Annotated in this window: 20 protein-coding genes; 14 read left to right on the top strand and 6 right to left on the bottom strand. The window is 65.8% G+C overall.

Annotated features, from left to right (window positions below):
• Positions 1–129: 129 nt before the first annotated feature.
• Positions 130–4,551 (top strand): NACHT domain-containing protein, encoded by a 4,422-nt coding sequence (locus tag C1707_RS08460; protein ID WP_101714392.1) that lies wholly within the window; start codon positions 130–132, stop codon positions 4,549–4,551.
• Positions 4,552–4,563: 12 nt separating this feature from the next.
• Positions 4,564–5,328, top strand: a complete 765-nt coding sequence (locus C1707_RS08455; RefSeq protein ID WP_101714391.1) for a hypothetical protein — start codon at positions 4,564–4,566, stop codon at positions 5,326–5,328.
• A 34-nt stretch (positions 5,329–5,362) separates the two neighbouring features.
• Here the strand turns inward: C1707_RS08455 and C1707_RS08450 are convergent, their stop codons facing one another.
• Complete coding sequence (locus tag C1707_RS08450; RefSeq protein ID WP_240633892.1) at positions 5,363–5,782, bottom strand: helix-turn-helix domain-containing protein; 420 nt, start codon at positions 5,780–5,782, stop codon at positions 5,363–5,365.
• A 257-nt stretch (positions 5,783–6,039) separates the two neighbouring features.
• On the opposite strand from C1707_RS08450, the gene C1707_RS08445 reads away from it, so the two are divergent.
• Entirely contained in the window at positions 6,040–6,477 is a 438-nt protein-coding gene (locus C1707_RS08445) for a Ros/MucR family transcriptional regulator (protein WP_240633891.1), read from the top strand.
• Between the two features lie 779 nt (positions 6,478–7,256).
• Here the strand turns inward: C1707_RS08445 and C1707_RS08440 are convergent.
• Positions 7,257–7,634 (bottom strand): helix-turn-helix domain-containing protein, encoded by a 378-nt coding sequence (locus C1707_RS08440; RefSeq protein ID WP_164467309.1) that lies wholly within the window; start codon positions 7,632–7,634, stop codon positions 7,257–7,259.
• A gap of 487 nt (positions 7,635–8,121) precedes the next feature.
• On the opposite strand from C1707_RS08440, the gene C1707_RS08435 reads away from it, so the two are divergent.
• Both C1707_RS08435 and C1707_RS08430 read left to right on the top strand, forming a co-directional pair.
• Positions 8,122–8,652, top strand: coding sequence for an antirestriction protein ArdA (locus C1707_RS08435; RefSeq protein WP_101714388.1), 531 nt, complete (start codon positions 8,122–8,124; stop codon positions 8,650–8,652).
• A gap of 89 nt (positions 8,653–8,741) precedes the next feature.
• Entirely contained in the window at positions 8,742–9,038 is a 297-nt protein-coding gene (locus C1707_RS08430) for a hypothetical protein (protein WP_101714387.1), read from the top strand.
• Here the strand turns inward: C1707_RS08430 and C1707_RS08425 are convergent.
• On the bottom strand, positions 9,035–9,367 hold the full coding sequence (locus C1707_RS08425) for a hypothetical protein (RefSeq protein WP_101714386.1): 333 nt from the start codon (positions 9,365–9,367) through the stop codon (positions 9,035–9,037). The two genes, C1707_RS08430 and C1707_RS08425, sit on opposite strands and share 4 nt — an antisense overlap.
• Before the next feature lie 404 nt (positions 9,368–9,771).
• On the opposite strand from C1707_RS08425, the gene C1707_RS08420 reads away from it, so the two are divergent.
• The 3 genes from C1707_RS08420 to C1707_RS08410 all read left to right on the top strand — a co-directional run bounded on the left by C1707_RS08420 (position 9,772) and on the right by C1707_RS08410 (position 12,316).
• The gene (locus tag C1707_RS08420) at positions 9,772–10,962 is read left to right on the top strand and encodes a hypothetical protein (protein WP_164467308.1); all 1,191 of its coding nucleotides are present in this window, start codon (positions 9,772–9,774) and stop codon (positions 10,960–10,962) included.
• A 113-nt stretch (positions 10,963–11,075) separates the two neighbouring features.
• Positions 11,076–11,477 (top strand): hypothetical protein, encoded by a 402-nt coding sequence (locus tag C1707_RS08415; protein ID WP_101714384.1) that lies wholly within the window; start codon positions 11,076–11,078, stop codon positions 11,475–11,477.
• On the top strand, positions 11,474–12,316 hold the full coding sequence (locus tag C1707_RS08410) for a hypothetical protein (protein WP_101714383.1): 843 nt from the start codon (positions 11,474–11,476) through the stop codon (positions 12,314–12,316). The genes C1707_RS08415 and C1707_RS08410 overlap by 4 nt, the downstream gene beginning before the upstream one ends.
• 110 nt (positions 12,317–12,426) lie before the next feature.
• Here C1707_RS08410 and C1707_RS08405 read toward each other — a convergent pair whose 3' ends face one another.
• Positions 12,427–12,828, bottom strand: coding sequence for a thermonuclease family protein (locus C1707_RS08405; RefSeq protein ID WP_101714382.1), 402 nt, complete (start codon positions 12,826–12,828; stop codon positions 12,427–12,429).
• A 197-nt stretch (positions 12,829–13,025) separates the two neighbouring features.
• On the opposite strand from C1707_RS08405, the gene C1707_RS08400 reads away from it, so the two are divergent.
• From C1707_RS08400 to dinB, 3 genes are all read left to right on the top strand, one after another.
• Positions 13,026–13,517: a hypothetical protein gene (locus C1707_RS08400; RefSeq protein WP_101714381.1), complete on the top strand. Its 492-nt coding sequence runs from the start codon at positions 13,026–13,028 to the stop codon at positions 13,515–13,517.
• Between the two features lie 108 nt (positions 13,518–13,625).
• Positions 13,626–13,919 carry a hypothetical protein gene (locus C1707_RS08395; RefSeq protein ID WP_101714380.1) on the top strand — a complete coding sequence of 98 codons (294 nt, stop codon included), beginning with the start codon at positions 13,626–13,628 and terminating at the stop codon, positions 13,917–13,919.
• Positions 13,920–13,982: 63 nt separating this feature from the next.
• A complete protein-coding gene (gene dinB / locus C1707_RS08390) occupies positions 13,983–15,062 on the top strand; it encodes a DNA polymerase IV (RefSeq protein WP_101714379.1) in 1,080 nt (359 codons plus the stop codon).
• Positions 15,063–15,074: 12 nt separating this feature from the next.
• On the opposite strand, the gene C1707_RS08385 is transcribed toward dinB, so the two are convergent.
• The gene (locus C1707_RS08385; RefSeq protein WP_101714378.1) at positions 15,075–15,704 is read right to left on the bottom strand and encodes a hypothetical protein; all 630 of its coding nucleotides are present in this window, start codon (positions 15,702–15,704) and stop codon (positions 15,075–15,077) included.
• A 347-nt stretch (positions 15,705–16,051) separates the two neighbouring features.
• On the opposite strand from C1707_RS08385, the gene C1707_RS08380 reads away from it, so the two are divergent.
• Positions 16,052–18,148 carry a ParB/RepB/Spo0J family partition protein gene (locus tag C1707_RS08380; protein ID WP_101714377.1) on the top strand — a complete coding sequence of 699 codons (2,097 nt, stop codon included), beginning with the start codon at positions 16,052–16,054 and terminating at the stop codon, positions 18,146–18,148.
• Between the two features lie 748 nt (positions 18,149–18,896).
• Positions 18,897–19,244, top strand: coding sequence for a DUF736 domain-containing protein (locus C1707_RS08375; protein WP_101714376.1), 348 nt, complete (start codon positions 18,897–18,899; stop codon positions 19,242–19,244).
• Positions 19,245–19,323: 79 nt separating this feature from the next.
• Here C1707_RS08375 and C1707_RS08370 read toward each other — a convergent pair whose 3' ends face one another.
• Positions 19,324–19,734 (bottom strand): helix-turn-helix domain-containing protein, encoded by a 411-nt coding sequence (locus C1707_RS08370; protein ID WP_240633890.1) that lies wholly within the window; start codon positions 19,732–19,734, stop codon positions 19,324–19,326.
• A 189-nt stretch (positions 19,735–19,923) separates the two neighbouring features.
• Between C1707_RS08370 and C1707_RS26065 the strand changes: the two genes are divergently transcribed.
• On the top strand, positions 19,924–20,079 hold the full coding sequence (locus C1707_RS26065) for a hypothetical protein (RefSeq protein WP_164467307.1): 156 nt from the start codon (positions 19,924–19,926) through the stop codon (positions 20,077–20,079).
• The last annotated feature ends 207 nt before the right edge of the window (positions 20,080–20,286 follow it).

Here is a 20,286-nt window from a genome sequence, read left to right as displayed (position 1 = left end):
GAGAGGACCAGGAGCCGGGAGATCACGTCGCGGATCGGAAGCGAATGTAGGCTTTCCCTGACCTTCGCCATGGGGTGGTATCGTCACAGGTTCCACGAACACGAATCGTCAGGTTCGTCGCCTACGCCAATGACAGATACCTCGCTCGATAACGCACCGGCCAAGGGCGAGGTCATCGCCTACGCTAGTTTGCATGCGAACCTTCTGAGCCTCACCGCGACCAGGAGCGGATTTGAGGGATTGTCGGCCGCGCTGATTGGCAACGCCACCGGCGAGCGGATCCGCCTGATGCCTTCAGGGGACCAGCTCGGCATCGATGGTATCGACGACGGTGACGGACAAGTCCGCCAGGCGATGCAGTCCAAGCGCTACGGCCCCGGGTCGTCGCTCGACCAGACAAGCCTTCGGGGCGAAATGGATCGCGCCTGCGAGAGCTTCGTCGGCCTCGACACCTGGATCCTGGCGACGACCAAGCCTTTCCGAGGCAAGGAGGCCGAAGCCCTACGAGGCCACGCTGAACGCTTGGGTGTCGGACTGATCGTCCTGGACTGGGCGGACGAAACTCATGGGCTGCCAGATCTAGGCGTCCTCTGCGCGGCCTACCCCGAAGCCGCCGGCCACTTCGTGAAATCGCCAGGCGCCCGCGTCGATCTAGATGCTCTTCGAGCGCACCCACTTTTCGAGAGTTCGTGGCGGGCTGTGCTCCGGAAGCTCAACCGCACAGACGTCGGCTTTGGCGCCACGCGCGAAGCCGCCTGCGCTCGGCTGAAGACCATCCACCACGACGCAGCCGCGGCTAGACGCCTCGCAGGACCATCGCCTGCCTATCTCTCCGAGGCCCCGCCGGTCGAGCGTCCCAAGCTAGCCAACGCGATCAACGATTTCATCGCGGGCCAGAAGCTGGTCGGCGCGCTCCTCGGTCAGGAGGGCGCGGGGAAGACCTGGGCTGCGATCACCGCGCTCTCGGCGGCGGCCGAAGACATAAGCGTCCTGCCGATCGTCGTCAGCGCGGATAACGCCAAAAAGCACGATGACGCATTTGACGCCGTCGTGGCCGCACTGAAGGCCATCGGCCAAGAGCAGGGTGTTCGCCTTCAATCGCCGGAAGAATACTGGCGTCGCCGTCTAGGGCAATGGGCCAGCGCCCGTGCCGGCACGTCCGACCAGCCCACCGTGCTGATCCTGGTCGATGGCCTCGACGAAGCGCTCAAGATCACATGGCCATCGTGGCTTTCGGCGGTGCTCGAACGGCGCTGGAAGGGTCTTTTCAGGGTCCTGCTGACATGTCGCGAGGACGCCTGGCGTCGCAGCCTGACCTTAGAGAAGAGCCTGGAGGACGACCTCGAGCGCCTCCCCGTCGACCTCTTCGAGGCGCCGGAGCGCGATCACTACCTGTCCCAACGCGGCATCGACGTCGGTCACCTCGCCCAGCCCGTTCTTGAGTCAGCCAAACATCCGCGCACGGCGTTCCACCTTACCCGCCTCGCCAAAACCTTGCCGGATCTCAAGCGGGTGACCCGCGAGCTGCTTTTCTTCGAAGACTACAAGAACCGCTGGGAAGTGAAGGCCGGCGCAACGCCTTTCAATCCCGAGCAGTTTTCCGAGCTTATTCGCGGCCTCGCGCGGAAAGCCCGAGAGGCAGCCCTTCGCCAAAACGCTCTCTCCATCACCCACGCCGAAGTCACCAACCGAGCGATCACGCTCACCGGCCCGGACCGGCTCGACATGGACGGCGTCCTTAGTGAGCTGATCGACGGCGGTTGGTGCGCGGCGGACCAAAACGATCCGTTGAGCCTGACCTTCGCGGACGACATGCTGCCGCCGGCCGTCGGCCTGGCCCTAGCCCAGATCGTCCGCAACCAGCCCGTCGAGGAAATTCGATCGACCGTCCAGGCGTTCCTCGAACCTTGGGGCGCGGACGACCTGACCGAACGGATGCTGCGCGCCTGCGCGGCCGGCTTGGTGCTCGACGCAGACCGCGTGCGCGACGAGACCTTGGAAGTGATCCTGGACCTCTGGCGCGCCCGGCCTTTCCGGTCTGACGCCGCCGAAGATTTTTGGCGTAGGATCCATGCTTTCAGACCCAATCTCTTCCTGTCCTTGTGTGAGCGGCACGGCGGACGAAGCAATGACTGGCTGCTGGAGTGGGGCGTGGCCCACCTCTGGCTTGACCACCCCAACCACCGCGATCTCGTCGAGCGCACTGTCTTCAGATGGCTGGCGTCGGTTCCGCTTCCCGGCAAAAGCTTAGCCGGAAACGCTGGCTCCCGACGCTTTTACGAATCCGGACGCAGGCGACAGATAAGACGGGTCGGCGCCCTTCGTCGCCTTGGCCAGGCGGGCTGGTGCGATCTGATTGGGCAAGAACGAAAGGAAGACGTCTTTCCGCCCCCTCTGATCGCACTGCGGGTCTTGGCCTACACGCCCAAGGCCCCGTTTGCGCCAGCCCTGGGGGCCTGGGCGATCAGCAGCGCGATGAGCCTGAGCAGCGATCACCGCCAAGTCGTCGAGGCGACAATCCGGGGCAATACCGAGGACTGGGCGGTGGCTTCCACCAGCCTCGGTCAGATCGCTAGGGGACTGATTGCGCGAGGGGACAAGATCTCCCGGCGCGCAGCATCCCTTTTGCTTAAGGCCACAGGAAACCCGGCCGACGCCGAGCTTGCGGCTTCGAGCTACAGCCGCAGGGCGCGTCCGATCCGCCGATCGGACGAATGGCTCGTTCGCCAAGACCGCCGATTGACCACTACAGGCGCCAGGCCCGGGAAAATGTGGCTGATACTCGGAGACTTGGCCAAGCAGGCCGTGGTTCCAGACATTGAACCTGACCCCGACCTCGTTGTTTGGCTTAAAGGGCTTCTATCGCGTGTCCAGCCTGAGGAGGGCCTGGATCTTATCGACTTCGAGGACGACGCGGTCGGCGCGGCCCTACGCTGGGCGCCCAAGGAAACACTGGCCTTGGTCGATCGCGTCCTGGCGGACCCCAGTACCGACGTTGCCGTACGCCTGAAGTTGGCCACGCGCTTCTCGCCCGTCCTCGGCATTACTCAACGCCGTCGCGCCTCGCGCACAACGGCGGGAGAGCGTGCCGGCCTTCGGCGAGATCAACTGCAGGACCGCCTCGCCTTGCGAATGGCCGAGCGCCCCTTCCCGCTGCAGATGCGACTTCTGCAGACCGATCCATCCGGCAAGATCTGGCCGGACGTTCGCGGGACCCTGCTGTCGACGCCGTCTGACCCAGAGAAGACCGCGCTACTTGCTGGGCTGGACTTCGAGCGCCCCAACGATGCGGTCTGGGCAAATCTATGGCTCGCGACCGATGTCATCGACCGCTTCGGCAAGCCCGCGAATATCCCGCGCCTGAACTGGCGCGCGGCAATGCGGACGGGGACCGGAGAGCAGCTTTCTCGGGTTTTTCGCCTGGCGCACTACCTTGGCAGTGAAGAGATGGCTCAGGTGCTGCGGGACCAAGAGTGGACGAGCCGGACGGTCGATGTTCAGCCGCAAAGGTTCCTAGGCTCCTCCCTGTTCGTCCTCCTCGCCGACGACCAACTCGCTCCGCTCCTGGACAGGGTCGACACGCTAGTCTTGGCGAAGATCTACAACGACCGGCCAGGGCTCGCACCGCAAGCTGGGGAGCACTGGTTGGCGCGTTTGGAGGCCGAGCTCCTGGCCCCGCCACGCAGCCGCTCGTTCGGCGGAGAGTTCTGGCGGTACAACGGCCAGCCGGAGGCGCTGAGGAAACTGTTCGCCGAGCACCACGAGAGGATCGTGGCGCTCCTCGATAAGGCCTGGGGTGAGGCGCGCACCCGCAACGAGATCATCCATAGCTTCAGCGACAACCCCGTCTGGCCTCTGGCCCGTGTCGCAGCCGCTAGCGCCCCCGAACTCGTCGCGAAAATCTGGCGGGAGACAATGGCGACCCAGAGGTTCGGCACCTCTGACACAGTTGACTTCTTTCCAGCGAGGCTGCCCACCGGCGCCCCGTTCGACACGCTACGGATCGAGATGCTCGAGCATGTGTCGTCAGATACCGCCTTGATAGCCGCGGTCCGGGCGCTCGAATTCAACGGCCACGGCGCTGAACTCGCAGCGTTCGTCGAAACACGGCTGGCCGATCCCAATCCCTATCGGCGGGCGTTTGCCGTGACCATCGCCGGCTTCATGCACGCCGACCAGCACGCTCAGGCCCTGTGGGATGCGCCATTGATACCGGATCTTGGACCTGGTTGGCTCAATCAGGTCCAGACTGACGCACGAGCCAGCAATGAAAAGGCCGGCTACGCCAAGCACTGGGCATTGACGGCTGTGGAAGCCAACGACGAGGTCACGGCCTTCGGCGCCTACCTGCTCTTCCGGGGTATCGCGGATAGGCGGGCTTTTAGATGGCTCAAGGAACGCAAGTTCCCCCATCCGTGGGATAGTTGGCGCGCCCAGTGGCTGAACGGCGACGCCGAAGAGCGCAATCGCATCGCCAAGGCGGCGGAAAAGACGCGGGACAAGCTCCTGCTGCACAGCAACCCCTGCCGCGACGTGCTTCCGCACGACTAGCCGGAGAGTCCGATGACGACGCAGCCTAACTCAACGCCTCCAGTGCGGACCGCCTCGCTGCTCGAGCTGGCCCGCGGACTTCCACCCCTATTCCCGACCTATGCATCCGACCGCTGGCTCTCCAACCTCACCTTCGGCGCCGGCATCAGCCTGCTCGTTGGGCTGGGCGCCGTCGCCGCCAGCAAATATCTACCCGCCTCCTTCATCTGGGTCGGATGGGCTGGTCTCGTGCTCTACGTCGCCGGCGGTGTGGCCATGGCAGTCCACACTGTCCTGAGCGGTGGCACGATCGTCCTGAGGATGAGTAACCCCGAGCCGGCCATGCTCGCACAGCTGGACGCCGCCTGGACCCAGGAGTGGACCACCGTGCAGCACATGGCCCCTGGTCGATGGGACGCCCTGGCCGCACGGGCTCGCTGGGTTAAAACGCAAGCGCAGTTGCTTGACCGGAGCACCAGCAGGACGGCGATCCTGGGCCTTATCTTCACGAGCGCCGCCTCACTGCTCGCTCCGACCCTGACCGGCGAGAAGCTGGCTGCCTTACGCGATATCGTCCAGACCGCGCCGATCGCGCTCGCCGCCGGCATGGCCGTCCCGGCGCTGGTCCATCACATCCTGGCCGGACGCCTCCTACGGATCGAGTGGATGCTCTCGGAGGCTGCGATCGGCGCCAAAGCCTTGGCCGAACACGCCAAGGTCGCGCCCGAACCGCCGCCAGCTCAACTGCCCCGGCGAACCAATGCTAAGAGGAAGAGCGCTGCACCAACGGCGAAGTAACCCGCGCTGGCCGTGTCAGGCGCCTCGCCATCGTTCAGGATTGCAGGGCTGGGGTGTTGCCGTCCTCTTCGGCCAGGCTTCGAGCCAGGGCGACAATGCTGCGACGTTGCCCAGCAGGCACGCCCGGAAAAGCCCGCGCCAATTCGAAGCCCTCGGCGGTCGCCAGGAAACGATCCATAGTCCGGGCGATCGGGTCCTCCCCGCACCGCTCCGCGGTCGGATCGCCCAGACCTTCGAAGAACCAGCTCACCTTGACCCCCAGCGCCACGGCGATGGCCTGGAGCTTGGAGGCGCTGACACGGTTCGCCCCCCGCTCGTACTTTTGCATCTGCTGGAAGGTCAGGCCGAGCCGATCGCCCAGGGCGCCCTGGCTCATGCCAATCAGCTTTCTGCGCAGCCGGATCTTGCCGCCGACATGAAGGTCGACGGGATGCGGGGCGTCGGGTTCCGGCACGGCGGCCTCCAAATGGGGATCCACTAGAAAGACGAGCCAACAGTGAAGTTCCGCCACCGGAGAAAGAACATCATTCTCCAACAGCGCGACAGCATGTCCGCGGAGATCGAAGCCCTGCCCACGGACCGCGCCGGGCGAAACTCGCCAATGGCTTGCTCGCCACCATTCTAGTCACTGGGCAGATGCTGAGTGGATTTGATCAAATCCAGGGACCATTTATATTTTGACACCGCCTGATGAATCGAGAGGGACGTCAATTGAGCGACACCAAAATTATCGAACTGACTGCCGAGATCGTCGCCAACTACGTGGCGAACAACTCGATCGCGGTCGGCGACCTGCCCGCGCTAATCCGCGCGACGCACGACGCCCTGGCCGGTGTCGACGCCCCGGTCGCCAGTGCGCCCGAGGCAGTCAGCAAGCCGACCCCGGCCCAGATCCGCAAGTCGATCACCCCTGACGCGCTGATCTCGTTCGAAGACGGGCGGCCCTATAAGACCCTCAAGCGCCACCTCACCACCCAGGGCCTGACCGTAGCCGAATACAAGTCCAAGTGGGGCCTGCCGGCGGACTACCCGACCACGGCGCCGGCCTATAGCGAGGCCCGTTCGGCCATGGCCAAGGCCCTGGGCCTGGGCCAAGGCGGACGCAAGGCCAAGACGCCGCCCGCAAAGGCGCGCGCGAAAAAGGCCTGAGGACGACGTTCATCGCGACGCCCATTGCGAGGACGCCTATTTAAGGACGGGATTTTTCCCGTCCTTTTTTGTTTGCGAAAATCAAATAGGAAACTCACCGCGATAATTACGGAAGCGCTATTTGGGCATCCATAATCGGATCATTTGTTTTCGCCTTCCATATCGAGGCATTTTCCACAGCCTCATAATTCCTTCCTCTAGGAAGGATAATCACAGCGATCTTGCTGGTGAACCATTTTATGATCACGAAAATTATCGATGAAATTAGCTCGGGTTTTTCCAGATGATTTTTTACACCAATAAAAATCGTAATCACTGGATTGGCGGTTTGATTTAGTGAACCAAATCCAATAAACACAACACTCATCGACACAGATCGCCACAGCTCAAGAAAAAGATTCGCCCGAGTTCTTGCAAGTCAGCACCCGGCGCGCTACCTGTGCCTTAGGCGTGACGAACGCTCGCGCGTGGATGCCACGCGCAACGACCATGTAGAGTGTCGACAATGAACTTTGAAATGCATGTTAGATTGAGCTTTGACAGCTCCAGACCCAAGATCACGGATGACGATATGAACGCCATCCGTGTCTTAGTTACTCTGATCGGCGTCATTCCCGCCATCCAGAGCTTTGCTAGTTACTTCCTGACCCAATAAGACCAAGAGGCCTGGACGCGGCAACGTCCAGGCCTCTTACATATAGCGCCCCAGCGTAAAACTTCCAGTTAATCACTACGCTTTGGCGTGGTCCCTCGCTTGACCGGAATGCCTCCCAGACAACCTAACCGTCGCTTTCGGTCCAGGCCTTGCCTAGCCGGAAGATCTCGCTGCGGACGGCCGGGGGCATGGCCAGGGCGCCACGCATGAAGTCCGCAGCGCCGTCGAGCTTGCAGAACAAGGCCAGCGGATCGGCCGTGAGATCATCGCCGTCCAGCCCCTCGAACAAGGCCGCGATCGGGATCGACAGCGCCCGGGCGACCTGGACCAGTTTTGCGGTGGAGATACGATTTTCCCCGCTCTCGTATTTCTGGATTTGCTGAAAGCTGACGCCGAGCCGCTGGGCCAGCTCGTCCTGCGACATGCCGCTCGCCCGGCGATGGCCGCGCACGAGGGCGCCGATATGGAGGTCGATCGCCAACGCCGCGCTCTCTTCCGTCATGCCCGCTCCCCTTCGGCGGCGCATTGACGAGCAATCGGAGCGAGCGATCAAGCCGCCCAGGTTAGAAAGTCCACCGGGCAGATCGCCCCCCTCGGGGTCGCCATGTATAAAGAGAGCGGCCAGCGGTCACGCTCGGTCCCGCCGCGCCCGGCCCCTGGCGGGCCCGCGCCGCTCCGCTCGCGGCTCCTACGGGCGCGCCGCCTGCGGGCCGGCTTTGGCCGGCCGCCGGCCGCTCGACGCGGACGCTCCGACACGCGCTGCGCGCGGTCTCCTTGCCGGCTTCATTGTCATGGAGCGCTCACAAGTGAGCGCGCACCGCTTAGGGCTCCGCCCTCGGCGCGCTTCGAAGCGGCTTCCGCCCAGCTTCGGCCGGCCGTTGGCCGTCCTGCAGCCGGGTCCCCGCGAAGCCACCCCTCCGCTTGCACACCCAGGTCTCGCCGACGGGCAAGGGTTCTATCGCGAACCCCTGCCTCAAAGGAGGAAAGCCATGGCCAAGGCCGGTGAAACCCTGGAGCCCTGCATCTATGTCGCCTGCCTGGCGGCCTACAACGCCGGATTCCTTCACGGGGTCTGGATCGAAGTGGAGGATGACGGGGACGCGGTATGGGCGGCGATCAAGGCGATGCTGCAGGCCTCTCCCATCCCCATGGCCGAGGAATACGCGATCCACGACTACGAGGACTTTGGCGGGCTGGAGATCGCCGAGTACGCCAGCATCGAAAAGGTGATTGCGATCGGCGCGTTCCTGCGCGAGCGCGGCAAGCTGGGCGCCATGCTGGCCGCCCACTTCGGCGGCGACATCGAGCAGGCGGGCGAGGCCCTGGAGGACAGCTATCGCGGGGTGTTCGAGAGCCTGGCCGACTGCTTCCAGGCGTTCACCGAGGAAACCACCACGATCCCGGAGAACCTGCGCCTCTACATCGACTACGAGGCCATGGCCCGGGATGCGGAGTTGAGCGGCGACGTCTTCACGATAAAGACCGCCCACGACGAAGTTCATGTGTTCTGGGGTCGCTGAGGCGGCCCCGGCTTAACGGCAGAAACGGCATCATGCCCGCCCGCGTGTCTAGGCGGATCCCGGCGCGGGAATCGCCCTAGAGCCGCCTGATGACCAAGGAAGAAATCGACCAACAGCTCGACGAGATGACCGCCGAGGCCGCGACCAAGGCTGATGGGGGCCTCAAGCCCGGCCTGCTCTATCTCAACGCCAACCTCTACGGCACCGAAGTCCGCACCGAGACCCTTTCGGCCAAGCGCGGCCAGCGCTATCGCGGCCTGCGGGTGTTCGTCGCTCGCGCCTACGAGACCGAGATCATCACCCGGGCCGAGGTCGAAAAGCGCGGCCTGGAGGTCGGCGAGTACGAAGACCTGGAGCTCGCGCCCGCCCGGGTGGCCATCGCCTAGACCAACCGGGCGATATCCGCGCGCGGACAGACGTCCCCGCCGGCCTTGGGCGGGGCCCCGCCCCGGCGCGCCGCCGCATTGGCGGCGGCGCGGTCGAAGGACCGGTTTGACGAAACATCCGGCGCGACCCGAAGGTGGGCGAGCACCAGGGACAGCGCGCAGATCCCGGCGATGACCAGCACGACTTGGTAGACGACCCCCACCCCGCCCCCGACGCCTTCGACCTTCCCTTCCCACAGCGAAACCGTCAGCCGATCCTTCGGCTGCGGCTGGACCGGGCCCGGCGCCTGGATCGGCGCCGGCGGACTGGATTTCAGGGGATTGGGCACGAACGGTCTCCTCAGCAAAAAAGAAAATGCGAGGAGCCACTTCGTTATGAGGGTGGGACCGAGAGCCTTCGTCAATGGGGTCTTGTTGTGTGCGCTCGCACACACCTCGCTGTTCGGCGCAGTTGGGCCAGCGGTTTACAGCCAAGCCTTTGATGGGCAGGGAAGAAGGACGGTTGCGAAGGCGCCGGTTAGCTGTTGACGGTTTGCAGGTCTGCGCGATCCGACCGATCGACAAACTCGAAACCGCCCTTGAAAAGCCGTGCCTCGGATCGCGCGAAGTGGCTGCCGCCCCGCTTGTCACGACGGTCCAGCAGCCGGGCGCGCGACTCTCTTAAAAATCACAAATTCTAGACCGCTCCTCTTTTTGGAGAGTTCGGTCAGGTGTAACTTGTAGCTGGCCCGGATTGATCCGGCGCGGGGAAGTCGGCGGCGATCTCATAACCGGTCGGTTTTCCAACCTTCGGGGGAAGGTCATGAAGAGCACGCTATGGCCCGCCGGGGCGTCCGCTAGAGTCCTGACCTTCGTCAAGGAGATCTACAGCCCCGCCCTTGGCCTCTTCATCGTCGCCGTGCAGATCTTGCTGCTGGTGGTCTGCTCGGTGCAGCAGCGGGCGATCGACAATCTCGATCAGGCCAACACCGGCAAGCCAATGGGGTTCAGCGAAGCCCAGGCACTCCTCGAGCTCAATCGCAGCCAGATCGAGGATGCGGACGAAATCGCCCGGCAGCGCACCGCCCTAAGGGCCACGCTCATGCAAATCGTCGACGACGGTTCGGCAACAGCGTCCGACATCCTCCAGACCGGTCGCCGGATCCGGGAGCTGGCGCGAACCACCCCGGCGGCCTGGTCATGCCCGATGACCAATACGCCCGACCTCAATGTCGATCAGGAGCTGGAGCTCGCCCAGGCGGTGCGCAACTGCGCAAAGGCCCACCCCGGCGATCCCGACAGCCCCCGCCTGGAAAAGGCCATGGCCGACCACCTCCACGCCATCGACACCTATCGCGGGCTGCAGTTCGAGCGAGACAAAAACGCCGACACCGTCAACCGCGAACTAGAGGCCCTCTTAGAGCCCAACGCCAAGACCGACACGACGCCTCAGCCGGTCAGCTATGAGGCGTTGGTGTCAGTGTTCAGCGAAATCACGTCCATTCGCGAGAACCTGCCGCTCCTGGCCTTCGCCTTGCAGCTGCCGCCGTTCTGCATCCAGATCCTGCTGGCCATATCCTCCGGCGTGTTCGGATCCTTGCTGGTGACGCTGATCCTGTTGGTCTACCCGAACAACAACTTCGACATCTCCAAGAGCTCGGAGTTCTCCGGCCGTTTGGCCCTGGGCGGTCTGATTTCCCTCTGCGTCTACATGGTGCTCGGCGCAGGCTCGACCATCATCGGCGGCGGGTTCGCCGGTTTGCAGGCCGGCGACATAAACGTCATGGGCTTCGCCTTTGCCTGCGTCCTGGCGGGCGCCTTCTCCGACCGCGTCGCCGCTTGGCTCTCCAACAACGCCAAGGAGATCTTCAAGATCGACACTGACGCCAAGGTCACCAGCCAGGCCGGCACGGCCGGCGCCGAGCCCGAGGGCCAGGTGACCTAGGGCGGCGAAGGCCGCGGGGACCCGACAAGGCCAGCCCCTCGCCCGCGCTTGGCCCCAAGCTTGACCGTGCTATCAACGCCGACCACCGATCGACCAATAGGAGGAGCGGCGATTTGGCCGAGCCCGTCCCTGAACTTGAGGAGATCCTCGACGCGCTGGAGGACAGCGCCCTGGGCGCTTTCGTGCTGCCCAGCCGCGTGGCGATCGCCGCCATGCCGCAGGCCGACCGCACGGCGGAGGACCTGCGCCTGATCGAGGTCGAGGCGCAATTCGATACTGTGTTCGAGACCCTGCTGGCGCCCCTGAAGTTCGAACTTGAAGCCACGACCGCCCTCGCCGAGGTCGCCGAGCATCTGGGCGTAACCGACATCCGCATTGAGGGCGACACGGCAGAAAACCCCGCCGGCTTGACGAGCCCGGCGCGCCGAGAGGCGCTCGAGGCGATGATCAAGCTCCTCAAACTGGAGCTCGAAGACGCCCGTCAGCGGGCCCGCACGGGGTCGGCCCCACAATGATCTCCGCCCTGAAAGCCGCGGCCGCCAAACTCGCGGTCGTCGCCCCCGACATCAAGGCAGGCTCCGGCAAGGCGCTCGAGGGCCTGGTGCTCTTCAGCCTGGCCCAGGCACTTGCCGACCATCGCGCGCAGGTAAGCGCACGCGACTCCAGGAGCTATCCCTTGACGGGTCCGTTCATCCTTCGAGGCGGCCCTGGGCACCTGGTCGATCCCAAGCTCGTCCCGGCAGGCCAGCCCTGCTTCTTCGCCGCCGAGATCCATGGACAGACCGTCGAGATCCACAACAGCCTGGAGTTCGTCGGCTCTAGCAGCGTCGAGCATGAAATGGACGTCTCCGTGGTTTGGCGCCACGACGCTGAAGCCGCCCGGACCGCGCCAATACGAATGATCGAAGGGCCGCCGTTGGTGGGGGTAGAATTGAAGGAGCTCTCCCCCGCCAAACCCCTCGACAAGAATATCCCCAGGGCGTTTGTCGCCTGCATCCTGGACCTGATCCCACACTGGGCGATAGAGGTCTTGGCTATCGGCCGCCGGGGACGCTTCGGGGCTTACGGTTTGACGCGCCGGGACGACCGATTCTGGATAATCACCAGTGCGGAAATCTCTGACCCGTCGCGCAAGTACGCTGAAAGCTATGACGTCCAGGTCATCGACCTGGCCACACCAGCCAAGATAATGAGCGCTGCACAGGTCGCGGCCAGCAGGATCGTCAGGCACGCTCTCTTCGACCCGCCCCCGCATCCTAGCGTGCCGATGCCCCCGCCATCGGCCGCGCCTACGACCTTTCGCTTACGACGCCGGCCATCGATGCGGCCTCGCGCCAGAACTGCGCCTACCTAGCCTTCAACTTAGCTGAACAGTTCTTTTCGTGGCGTCGGGGCGGCATTCGCCGCTCGCCGCATCCAGCTGTCGGCCATCTCAACCTCGGCTAGGCCGGCGGCCTGGCCTGATCAGCGCGCGCTCGCGGCCCATTGGCCGCGTCGCGCCGAGCGCGCTTCGGCCTCGGCCTTCGCATAGAGCCCTTTGCTGTAGCGCTTGTATTCCGTGGCTAGGCCCGAGCGGATCAGGGCGGCGTTGACGTCCGGGCTCGTACTCGACCAGCACTTGGCCACTACCCGCCCGTAGCGGTCGCGCTCGACCGGACGGCAGCCGACCCGGCCACGGGTCAGGCGGATCAGTTCGTCGCGCGCCTCGTAGGCGAAAGGCTCGGCCGGGGTCTGTCCGCGGCGAAGTTCCGGGGCGTCGACGCCAAACAGCCGCACGCGCTCACCATCGCAGCGCAGGGTGTCGCCGTCATGGACGGCCGGGGCGGTGCAGCTGAGGATGATGGCGGTCAGGGCGGCGACGGGCATGTTGGCCTTCCAGGCTGGTTGTCACTCCAATTGCACTTTGGCCCAGCCGAAATGAAGGCCCGCGCCTTGACGTGAAGAATGCCAACTCACGCCAGCCGCTTGCAACCAGCCCAACCACCCGCCGAAAGTGAGACGGTCAGACAGGTGGAGCGGCGCGATCCGCACGACCAGTCGAAACTGAAAAGCGGGTGCAACTAATGAACGACGTGATCCAATATACGGCCAACCTGATCCTGACGGCCTTTATCGCCGCCTATATCGTCCACGGCACCGGCGATGCCGTGGTCGCCGCGTTCAGCAAGAGGCGGGCTTTACTCACAGCTTATCTACTTGAGTTACGGATCGGCCGCCTGGCGCGGCGACTTCGCTGGCTACGGAAGGTTCAGGCCAACAGCATGGTCGCAGTCGGCGACATGATGATGGCCTTAGCCGTCATGACCATGGGCGGCGGCTACCTGTTGTTCCTGCTGATCGTCGCCGGCTTCGCCCACCTCGGCCACCAGTCCGTCCAACCGGCGCTGATCTCAATGGTCGGGGCCATGGCGATCCTGTTCTCGGGCCTCTGGCGGGCCAGCGAAAGCTGCTCCGACATGACCTCGAATGGCCCTCGCCTTCAACGGGTTCTGGCCTTGGCCAAGGCGCGCGGTTGGGACATCGAGGACGCCTGCGCTGCCCTGTCCGATCGCTGATCCGGGCGCTCGACCGGCGCGCGATTGACTCAAGGGGAGGCAAAGGACCAGAACAATTGAGGAACGCACCTTCGCCGGTCGACATCTGGCGCCCCCAGGAGCCCCCCCATGCCGCGCGTCCCGTCCGTCCCGGTGGCCAAGCCCGGTCGGCCCCATCGTCGCGCGGTCGAGAAGCTGACCCGCCACACTTGCACCGACGTCGTCGATGGAAAGTCCGTCGTACGGACCCTCTACTTCACCTTCCAGGGCGGCCCCCGGGCGCTGCGCTCGAAGGTCACCTTCGTCGATGCCGACCAGGTGCCAGCTTTCGAAGGTAACGAGGGCTGGTTTCTGATGGAACTGGTGCTCGCCAAACCCTGGTCCTACTGGCGAGCGATTAGTCCAGCGGCCCCGCCAAGCTGACGGCGTCGCCAACCGGAAGATTTTGTTCCCACTTCGTTCCAACCCCACTAGAGTGGACGCACGATGGAGTCGCCCCCTCGAAAGATCATCCATATCGACATGGACGCCTTCTTCGCATCGGTGGAGCAGCGCGATAATCCGGCCCTGCGTGGCACGCCCGTGGTGGTCGGCTCGCCGGCCGCACGAGGAGTGATCGCCGCGGCCAGCTACGAAGCTCGGAGATTTGGAGTGCGCTCGGCCATGCCTTCGAGCACGGCGCTACGCAAGTGCCCCCAGCTCGTCTTCGTGCCGCACCGCTTCGAAGTCTATCGGGCGGTTTCACGCCAGATCCACGGCATCTTCGCGTCCTACGCCGACTTCATCGAGCCCCTGTCGCTTGACGAAGCCTATCTCGACGTCACGGGTAACAAGGCCGGGATCGAAACCGCGACCCAGACCGCGCGGATCATCCGCGATCGGATCCGTCGGGAGACGGGCCTGACCGCCTCGGCGGGCATCTCCTACAACAAGTTCCTCGCCAAGATGGCCTCGGACCAGAACAAGCCGGACGGCCAGTTTCTGGTCGCGCCGGGCCGGGGCGAAGCTTTCGTCCAGACCCTGCCGATCGGCCGCTTCTACGGCGTCGGCGAGGTCACAGCCGCCAAGATGAAACGCCTTGGAATCCACACCGGCGAGGATCTCCATCGCCAGTCGCTCTCGTTCCTGCAAGAGCACTTCGGTAAGTCGGGTCCCTGGTTCTACGGCATCGCCCGCGGCATCGATCATCGACCGGTCAATCCTGATCGCGCGCGCAAGTCCTCGGGCTCGGAGACCACCTTCGAGACCGACCTGCTGGATACCGCGCGCATCGAGGCCGAGGTCGCGGCCCTGTCCGACAAGGTTTTCGCCTGGTGCGAGAAGGCTGGGACCTTCGGACGGACGGTGACCGTGAAGGTGAAATACGCCGACTTCCAGCAGGCCACCCGCAGCCGCTCGATCGCCGGTCCGATCATCGAGGCCGAACGGCTTCGCCGGCTTGGCCAGGATCTCGTGCGATCCGTCTTCCCCTTGCGGACCGGGGTGCGGCTGCTGGGCGTGACCGTCTCCAGCTTCGACGCGGCCGCGACCAACGCGGCGGTTTCGCAAACCGCCCTGCCCGTCTGAGCGCTCGGCGCTCTACTTGGCCTGGCGGCGAGCCGAGGGCTTCGGCCGCTTGATCGCCTCGCCGATGAAGATGAAGGCCGGCTTGCAGCGCGGCCCTCCACCAACCTCCCAGGCAAAGTCCGGCGCGGTACGCGCAAAGGCGACCAGCCGCTTGTGAAGGGGCGCGGTGTCGCCATCCTGTGGCAGGGTGACGACCAACAGGCCCATGAAGCGGTCGCCTTCGTGCTCGGGAACATCCCAGGCGTCGTACCGAGCGTTCGCATAGGCATCCGCGATCGTCGCCTCGCGGGTTCCTGGGCGGCAATTGACCTGCTTGGCCTCGAAGGCCCAGGCCCGACGGAATCCGGGGTCGGCGACCCACAGATCCAAGCGCCCGCCCCTGAAGTTCTTGCGATGGTCGACCTGATGCTTCCAGCAGACGGTCTCGGTTGTCGCCAGCAGGCCCGCGCGCACCGCAGCCGTGGCCAGCACGCTCATGCTGGCGGTCTCGTTACCGAGCGACTCCCAATAGGCTTCCTTGGACAGATAGTCGGCAAAGTCGGCCCGCGCCCGCGCCACTTCCCCGAACCACCTGTTCCAGCAATCGGCTTCGTGGAAGCGCTTGTCAGCCCGATGGCAAAAAGTGGTGAAGGCCTGGCTCATGGCGAAGCTTCACCCATCAGGCCCCTCCCGCCAAGTACCGCCCTCCAAAAGCTCTCGCCCGGCGACATGCCGAGGGATCAGGCCGGCGCCCGCGCCGGCGCCGCTGAGCGGCGTCCTTGCCTGCGGACGCTGACGCGCCCGCGAGCTTGGGGGCGCTGCCCCCCCGCGCACTTCGCAACGGCTTCCGCCCAGCTTCGCGGGCGCGAGCATGGTGAAGGGCTTCGAGCGCGGCGACGGCTGCAGCCGGGTCCCCGCGAAGCCGCCGCTCCGCTTGCCCCCCCGGTCTCGCCGACGGGCAGGGGTCAGGCGCAACCCGCGCCTGCCCCCAACCCTACGGGAGAACCGTCATGTCCGCTTCCAGTCAAGCCGCCAAAGAGACCGCCCAGGACGTCGTCGCCGCCAAGTTCTTTATCATCACCGACGGCGGCGCCGTCCGCTCCGGGGAAGAACGCGTCTATCCCTTGAGCAAGCTCAAGGCCTCGCCTGACAACGTCCGCAAGGGCGGCCACAAGCCCGCCGTCATCGAGGCGCGTGCGGCCTCGATCCTGGCCAAGGGCATCATCCAGCCGCCGGTGGTTCGGCCCGAACGCGGCGAGGACGGCAGCGAGACCGGCTACGCCCTGGTCACGGCCGGGGAAGGCCGCCGCCTCGCCCTGCGCCTGCTGGCCAAGCGCAAGCTGATCCCGCGCGGCGCGCTAGTGCGTTGTCTGGTGGACGAGACCAACGACGCCGTGGAGATCAGCCTCGACGAGAACATCGGCCGCGAACCGCTGGCGCCCGCCGACGAATTCGGGGCGTTCAAGGACCTCTCCGAGCGCCAAGGCTGGGGCGCCGAAGCCATCGGCGCGCGTTTCGGCGTCACCGCCGCCGTGGTCCGCGAGCGCCTGCGTCTGTCGGCCGTGGCGCCGGCTCTGATCAAGGCCTACCGCGAGGAGCAACTGACCCTCGACCAGCTGATGGCCTTCGCCGCCACCGAGGACCACGCGCGCCAGCTCCAAGTCTTCGAGACCCATCGCGACGCCCACCCCAGCAGCATCCGCAGGGCCATGACCGAGACCACGGTCATGGCCGACGATCGCCGGGTCCACTTCATCGGCCTGGAGGCCTATCTGGCCGCTGGCGGCGTCGTGGTCCGCGACCTCTTCGCCGACGACCGGGGCGGCTACCTGTCCAATGTCGCCCTGGTCGATCGCCTCGTCGATGAGAAGCTGTCGGCCATCGTCGATGAGGTCGCCGCCGAGGGCTGGAAGTGGTGCGAAAAGCATCTCCAGTATCCCCACGGCCACGGCCTGACCCGGGTGTGGCCCAAGGCGCCGGAGTTCACGGCCGAACGGGCGACGCAGCGTGAGGCCCTTCGGGCCGAGTATGGCGACCTCAGCGAAACCTGGGGCGGCGTCGAAGACCTCCCCGCCGAGGTCGAGGCGCGCCTGACCGCCATCGAGGAAGACCTCGCCCGCGACGCCAGGGAAGCCTACGCCCCCGACGACCTCGCCCGCGCCGGGGCCCTCGTGGTGCTGAGCTATGACGGTGTCGTGCGCATCGATCGCGGCTTCGTCCGCCCCGAGGACGTCATCCTCACGCCCAAGGAGGAGGACGACGAGGATGGGGAGGATCGCGCCGCCCCGGCCGCCGAAGAGGAAGCCGACGGTCCCGCCAACGCCCCCCTATCGGCCAAGCTCATCGCCGAGCTGACCGCCCACCGAACGGCGGGCCTGCGGCTGGCCCTGGCCAACGACCCCGATCTGGCCCTGGTCTGCCTCACCCACGCCCTTGCGCTCACCACCTTCCAGCACGCGCCCTGGGCCTCGTGCCTGGACATCAAGGCCTCCTCGGCCTTCCTGCCCGACCACGGCGAGGGGGTGAAAACAAGCCCCGCCTATGAGGCCCTCGAAAGCCGCTACGACCAGTGGGCAAGACAGATGCCCGAGAAGGACGACGAGGTGTGGGCGTTCGTCGTCGGCCTCGACACCGACAGCCGCGCCAGCCTCCTGGCCTTCTGCGTGGCCCGCACCCTCGATGCGGTCCGCAGCTTCTCGGGGCGGCGGGCGGGCCTTTCCCATGCCGAGACCCTGGCCACGGCCACGGCCCTGGACATGACAGCCTTCTGGAAGCCGACGGCCGAGCGTTACCTGAGCCGCGTCACCAAGGGCCACGTCCTGGCCGCCGTCGCCGAAGGCGTCTCGGCCGACACCGCCCAACGGCTCTCGGGCCTGAAGAAGGGCGATTTGGTCACGGCCGCCGAGCCTGATCTGGTGCGCGTCTCCTGGCTCCCGCCGCTGCTGCGCACCAAGGCCCCCGTCCGGGAAAGCCAGGACGAAGCGGACGACCAAGCCGAGGTCGCCGCCGTGGAGACCGCCGTCGCGAGCGATCCGCCCGCACAGAACGGCGAGGTCGCATCCCCGGATGATCACCCGGTCCAGGCCGACAGCCTAGCGGCCGAATAGTCCTCCGAAGGCCGGGCCGCTCCAAGGCGACCCGGCCTTCTCCTTTGCGGGCGACGCGGACGGTGAAAGGGGCATTCCCACCGCCCTGCGGCGGCATGGGCCAGTCGCCCCGCAGGGCCTCGTCGCCCGGCTCGGGCTGATCGTCGGGCTCGCCCTTGCGGGCGGGCGCCTCCAGGTCGGTCGAAGTCCTCTTCCGCCGGGAAGAGCCGAGCGCCGATCCGCCCAGGCCTGCTTGGACCGTCGAGACTGACCAGTCAGGCCTCGCCCCTCCCCCCAAGGTCGATCTGGCCACGCCCGCGTCGAGTCCGCCCACCTCGGCATAGACCCGGAAAACCGCTTGGTTCTGGCCATGGCCGCCGCCAACGACTTGGAGGCGACGCTGGGGACCGAGAGCTTGAGCGTCCAGATCGAGCCGGAGAAGCCGTCGCGGCCGACCTGAAAGCACCGACCCCGGCCATCGGAGGTTCCTTCGCGTCGGTCCAGCGTCGATCGCGGCCTCATCTGGCGACAACCGGCCCCAGGCTGGTCCGTCCGGCAACCTCGTCGCCGGGTTTCTTCCCCGCCGCGCAAAGCGCGCCTTCCTCGCGAGGCAACAAACCCGGACGTCGTCGGTCCTTCGCTCGCGCTGCGGGTCCGCCCCTTCACCGAAGACCAGCGGGGCGTCCTGCCATCCTCGCCAAGCCCAGGGCTTCGGAGCGCCATCGAGGCCGCGATCGGCGCGGCCCGACAAGCGAAAGGAAACACTCCAATGGCCCGCATCGGCACTTTCAAGGCCAGCCGCGACGGCTTCTCCGGCTCGATCCGGACGCTCAAGCTCTCGGTGCCCAGCGTCGTCTTCAAGCCCATCGACGGCGATCCGGCCAAGGACCAACCGGTCTATCGGGTCTTCGCCGAGGGCGCCGAAATCGGCGCGGCCTGGAAATACACCTCGGGCAAGGGCGTCGACTACCTCTCGGTCAGCCTCGACGACCCGAGCTTCCCCGCGCCGATCAGCGCCCGGCTCTTCCCGGCGGAAGAGGGCTTTGACCTGGTCTGGAACCGGCCCGCCCGCAAGGGCGAGCCCGCCGACCAGCCCGAGCCGGACGACGAGGCCTGACGGGCCAACCGCTCCTCGCCGCCGCAAGGCGGCGGGGAGCCCCCTTTTTCACCGTCCGCCCGCTCGATCGTCCAGGTCGCTAGCCGGCCCGCTCCAGCGGTTCAGCCTCGGCGAAAGCCCGCATCAAAGCCAGGACCGGGACGGCTTGAGACCTGGGCAGGCGAGCCATCAGCACCGCAAGCTCAGGCCCTTCGCGCGTGGCCAGGAAGTCGCGCAGCACCCGCGCGCGATCGCCGATCGCCGTAAGATCCCCGCCCTCGGCCTCAACGCCCTCGTAGAACCAGTCGATCGACACCGCCAGGAGCCGCGCTGCGCCGTAAAGCATCGAGGCCGGGACGCGATTGACCCCGCGCTCGTACTTCTGGACCTGCTGGAAGGTCAGACCCAAGGCCCGGGCCAGGATCCTCTGAGATACGCCGCGCAGCTTTCGGCCAAGGCGCAGTCTGGAGCCGACATGCTGATCGACGGGGTGCGGAAGCGGGTGGGACAAGACGGTCTCCGGCGGTTGATCCGCCATAGACGCGCCAACTCACCGTTTTCCCGGGTCGCCGTCTTCGCCGGCGACAGCGCGACGGCCGCCCCTGTTGGTCGCCGCGGTCCCTATCGGCCGCTTTTGGGGCTCGGAGCCTAAATAGTATGTCCCCGTCCCGTTGGGCGGGGCTTTAACTGGAGTAGTTCCATGCCTGTAAAACTTACCGTCCAAGACCACGCCCACGGCGGCGGGGTCATCGTCATCCGTGAGGTCGTCGTCAGCGTCACGACCGAGCAGACCCTGCTCGACGCCATGCGACACGCCATGGGGACTTATCCCATCTGCGACGCCGAGCCGGTCTGACCGGGATCTGCGGCCGGTCCAGCTCCGGACCGGCCGCAGACGGCCCCCTAGCCTTGCCTGCCCAGGGCAGCACCGCGCCGTCGGAAATGCCGTTGCTACGCAAGGCCGTCACGACGGATACGAGGCGCGCTCCTGACCGTTATTGTCGCAGCGCTGGATTATCCATGTGTCCAGGGTCATGTTTTCGGCTAAAGCCACGCGCCTGAA

This window comes from Caulobacter flavus, assembly GCF_003722335.1.
GTDB lineage: Bacteria > Pseudomonadota > Alphaproteobacteria > Caulobacterales > Caulobacteraceae > Caulobacter > Caulobacter flavus.
This window is presented reverse-complemented; position numbering and strand designations above follow the sequence as displayed.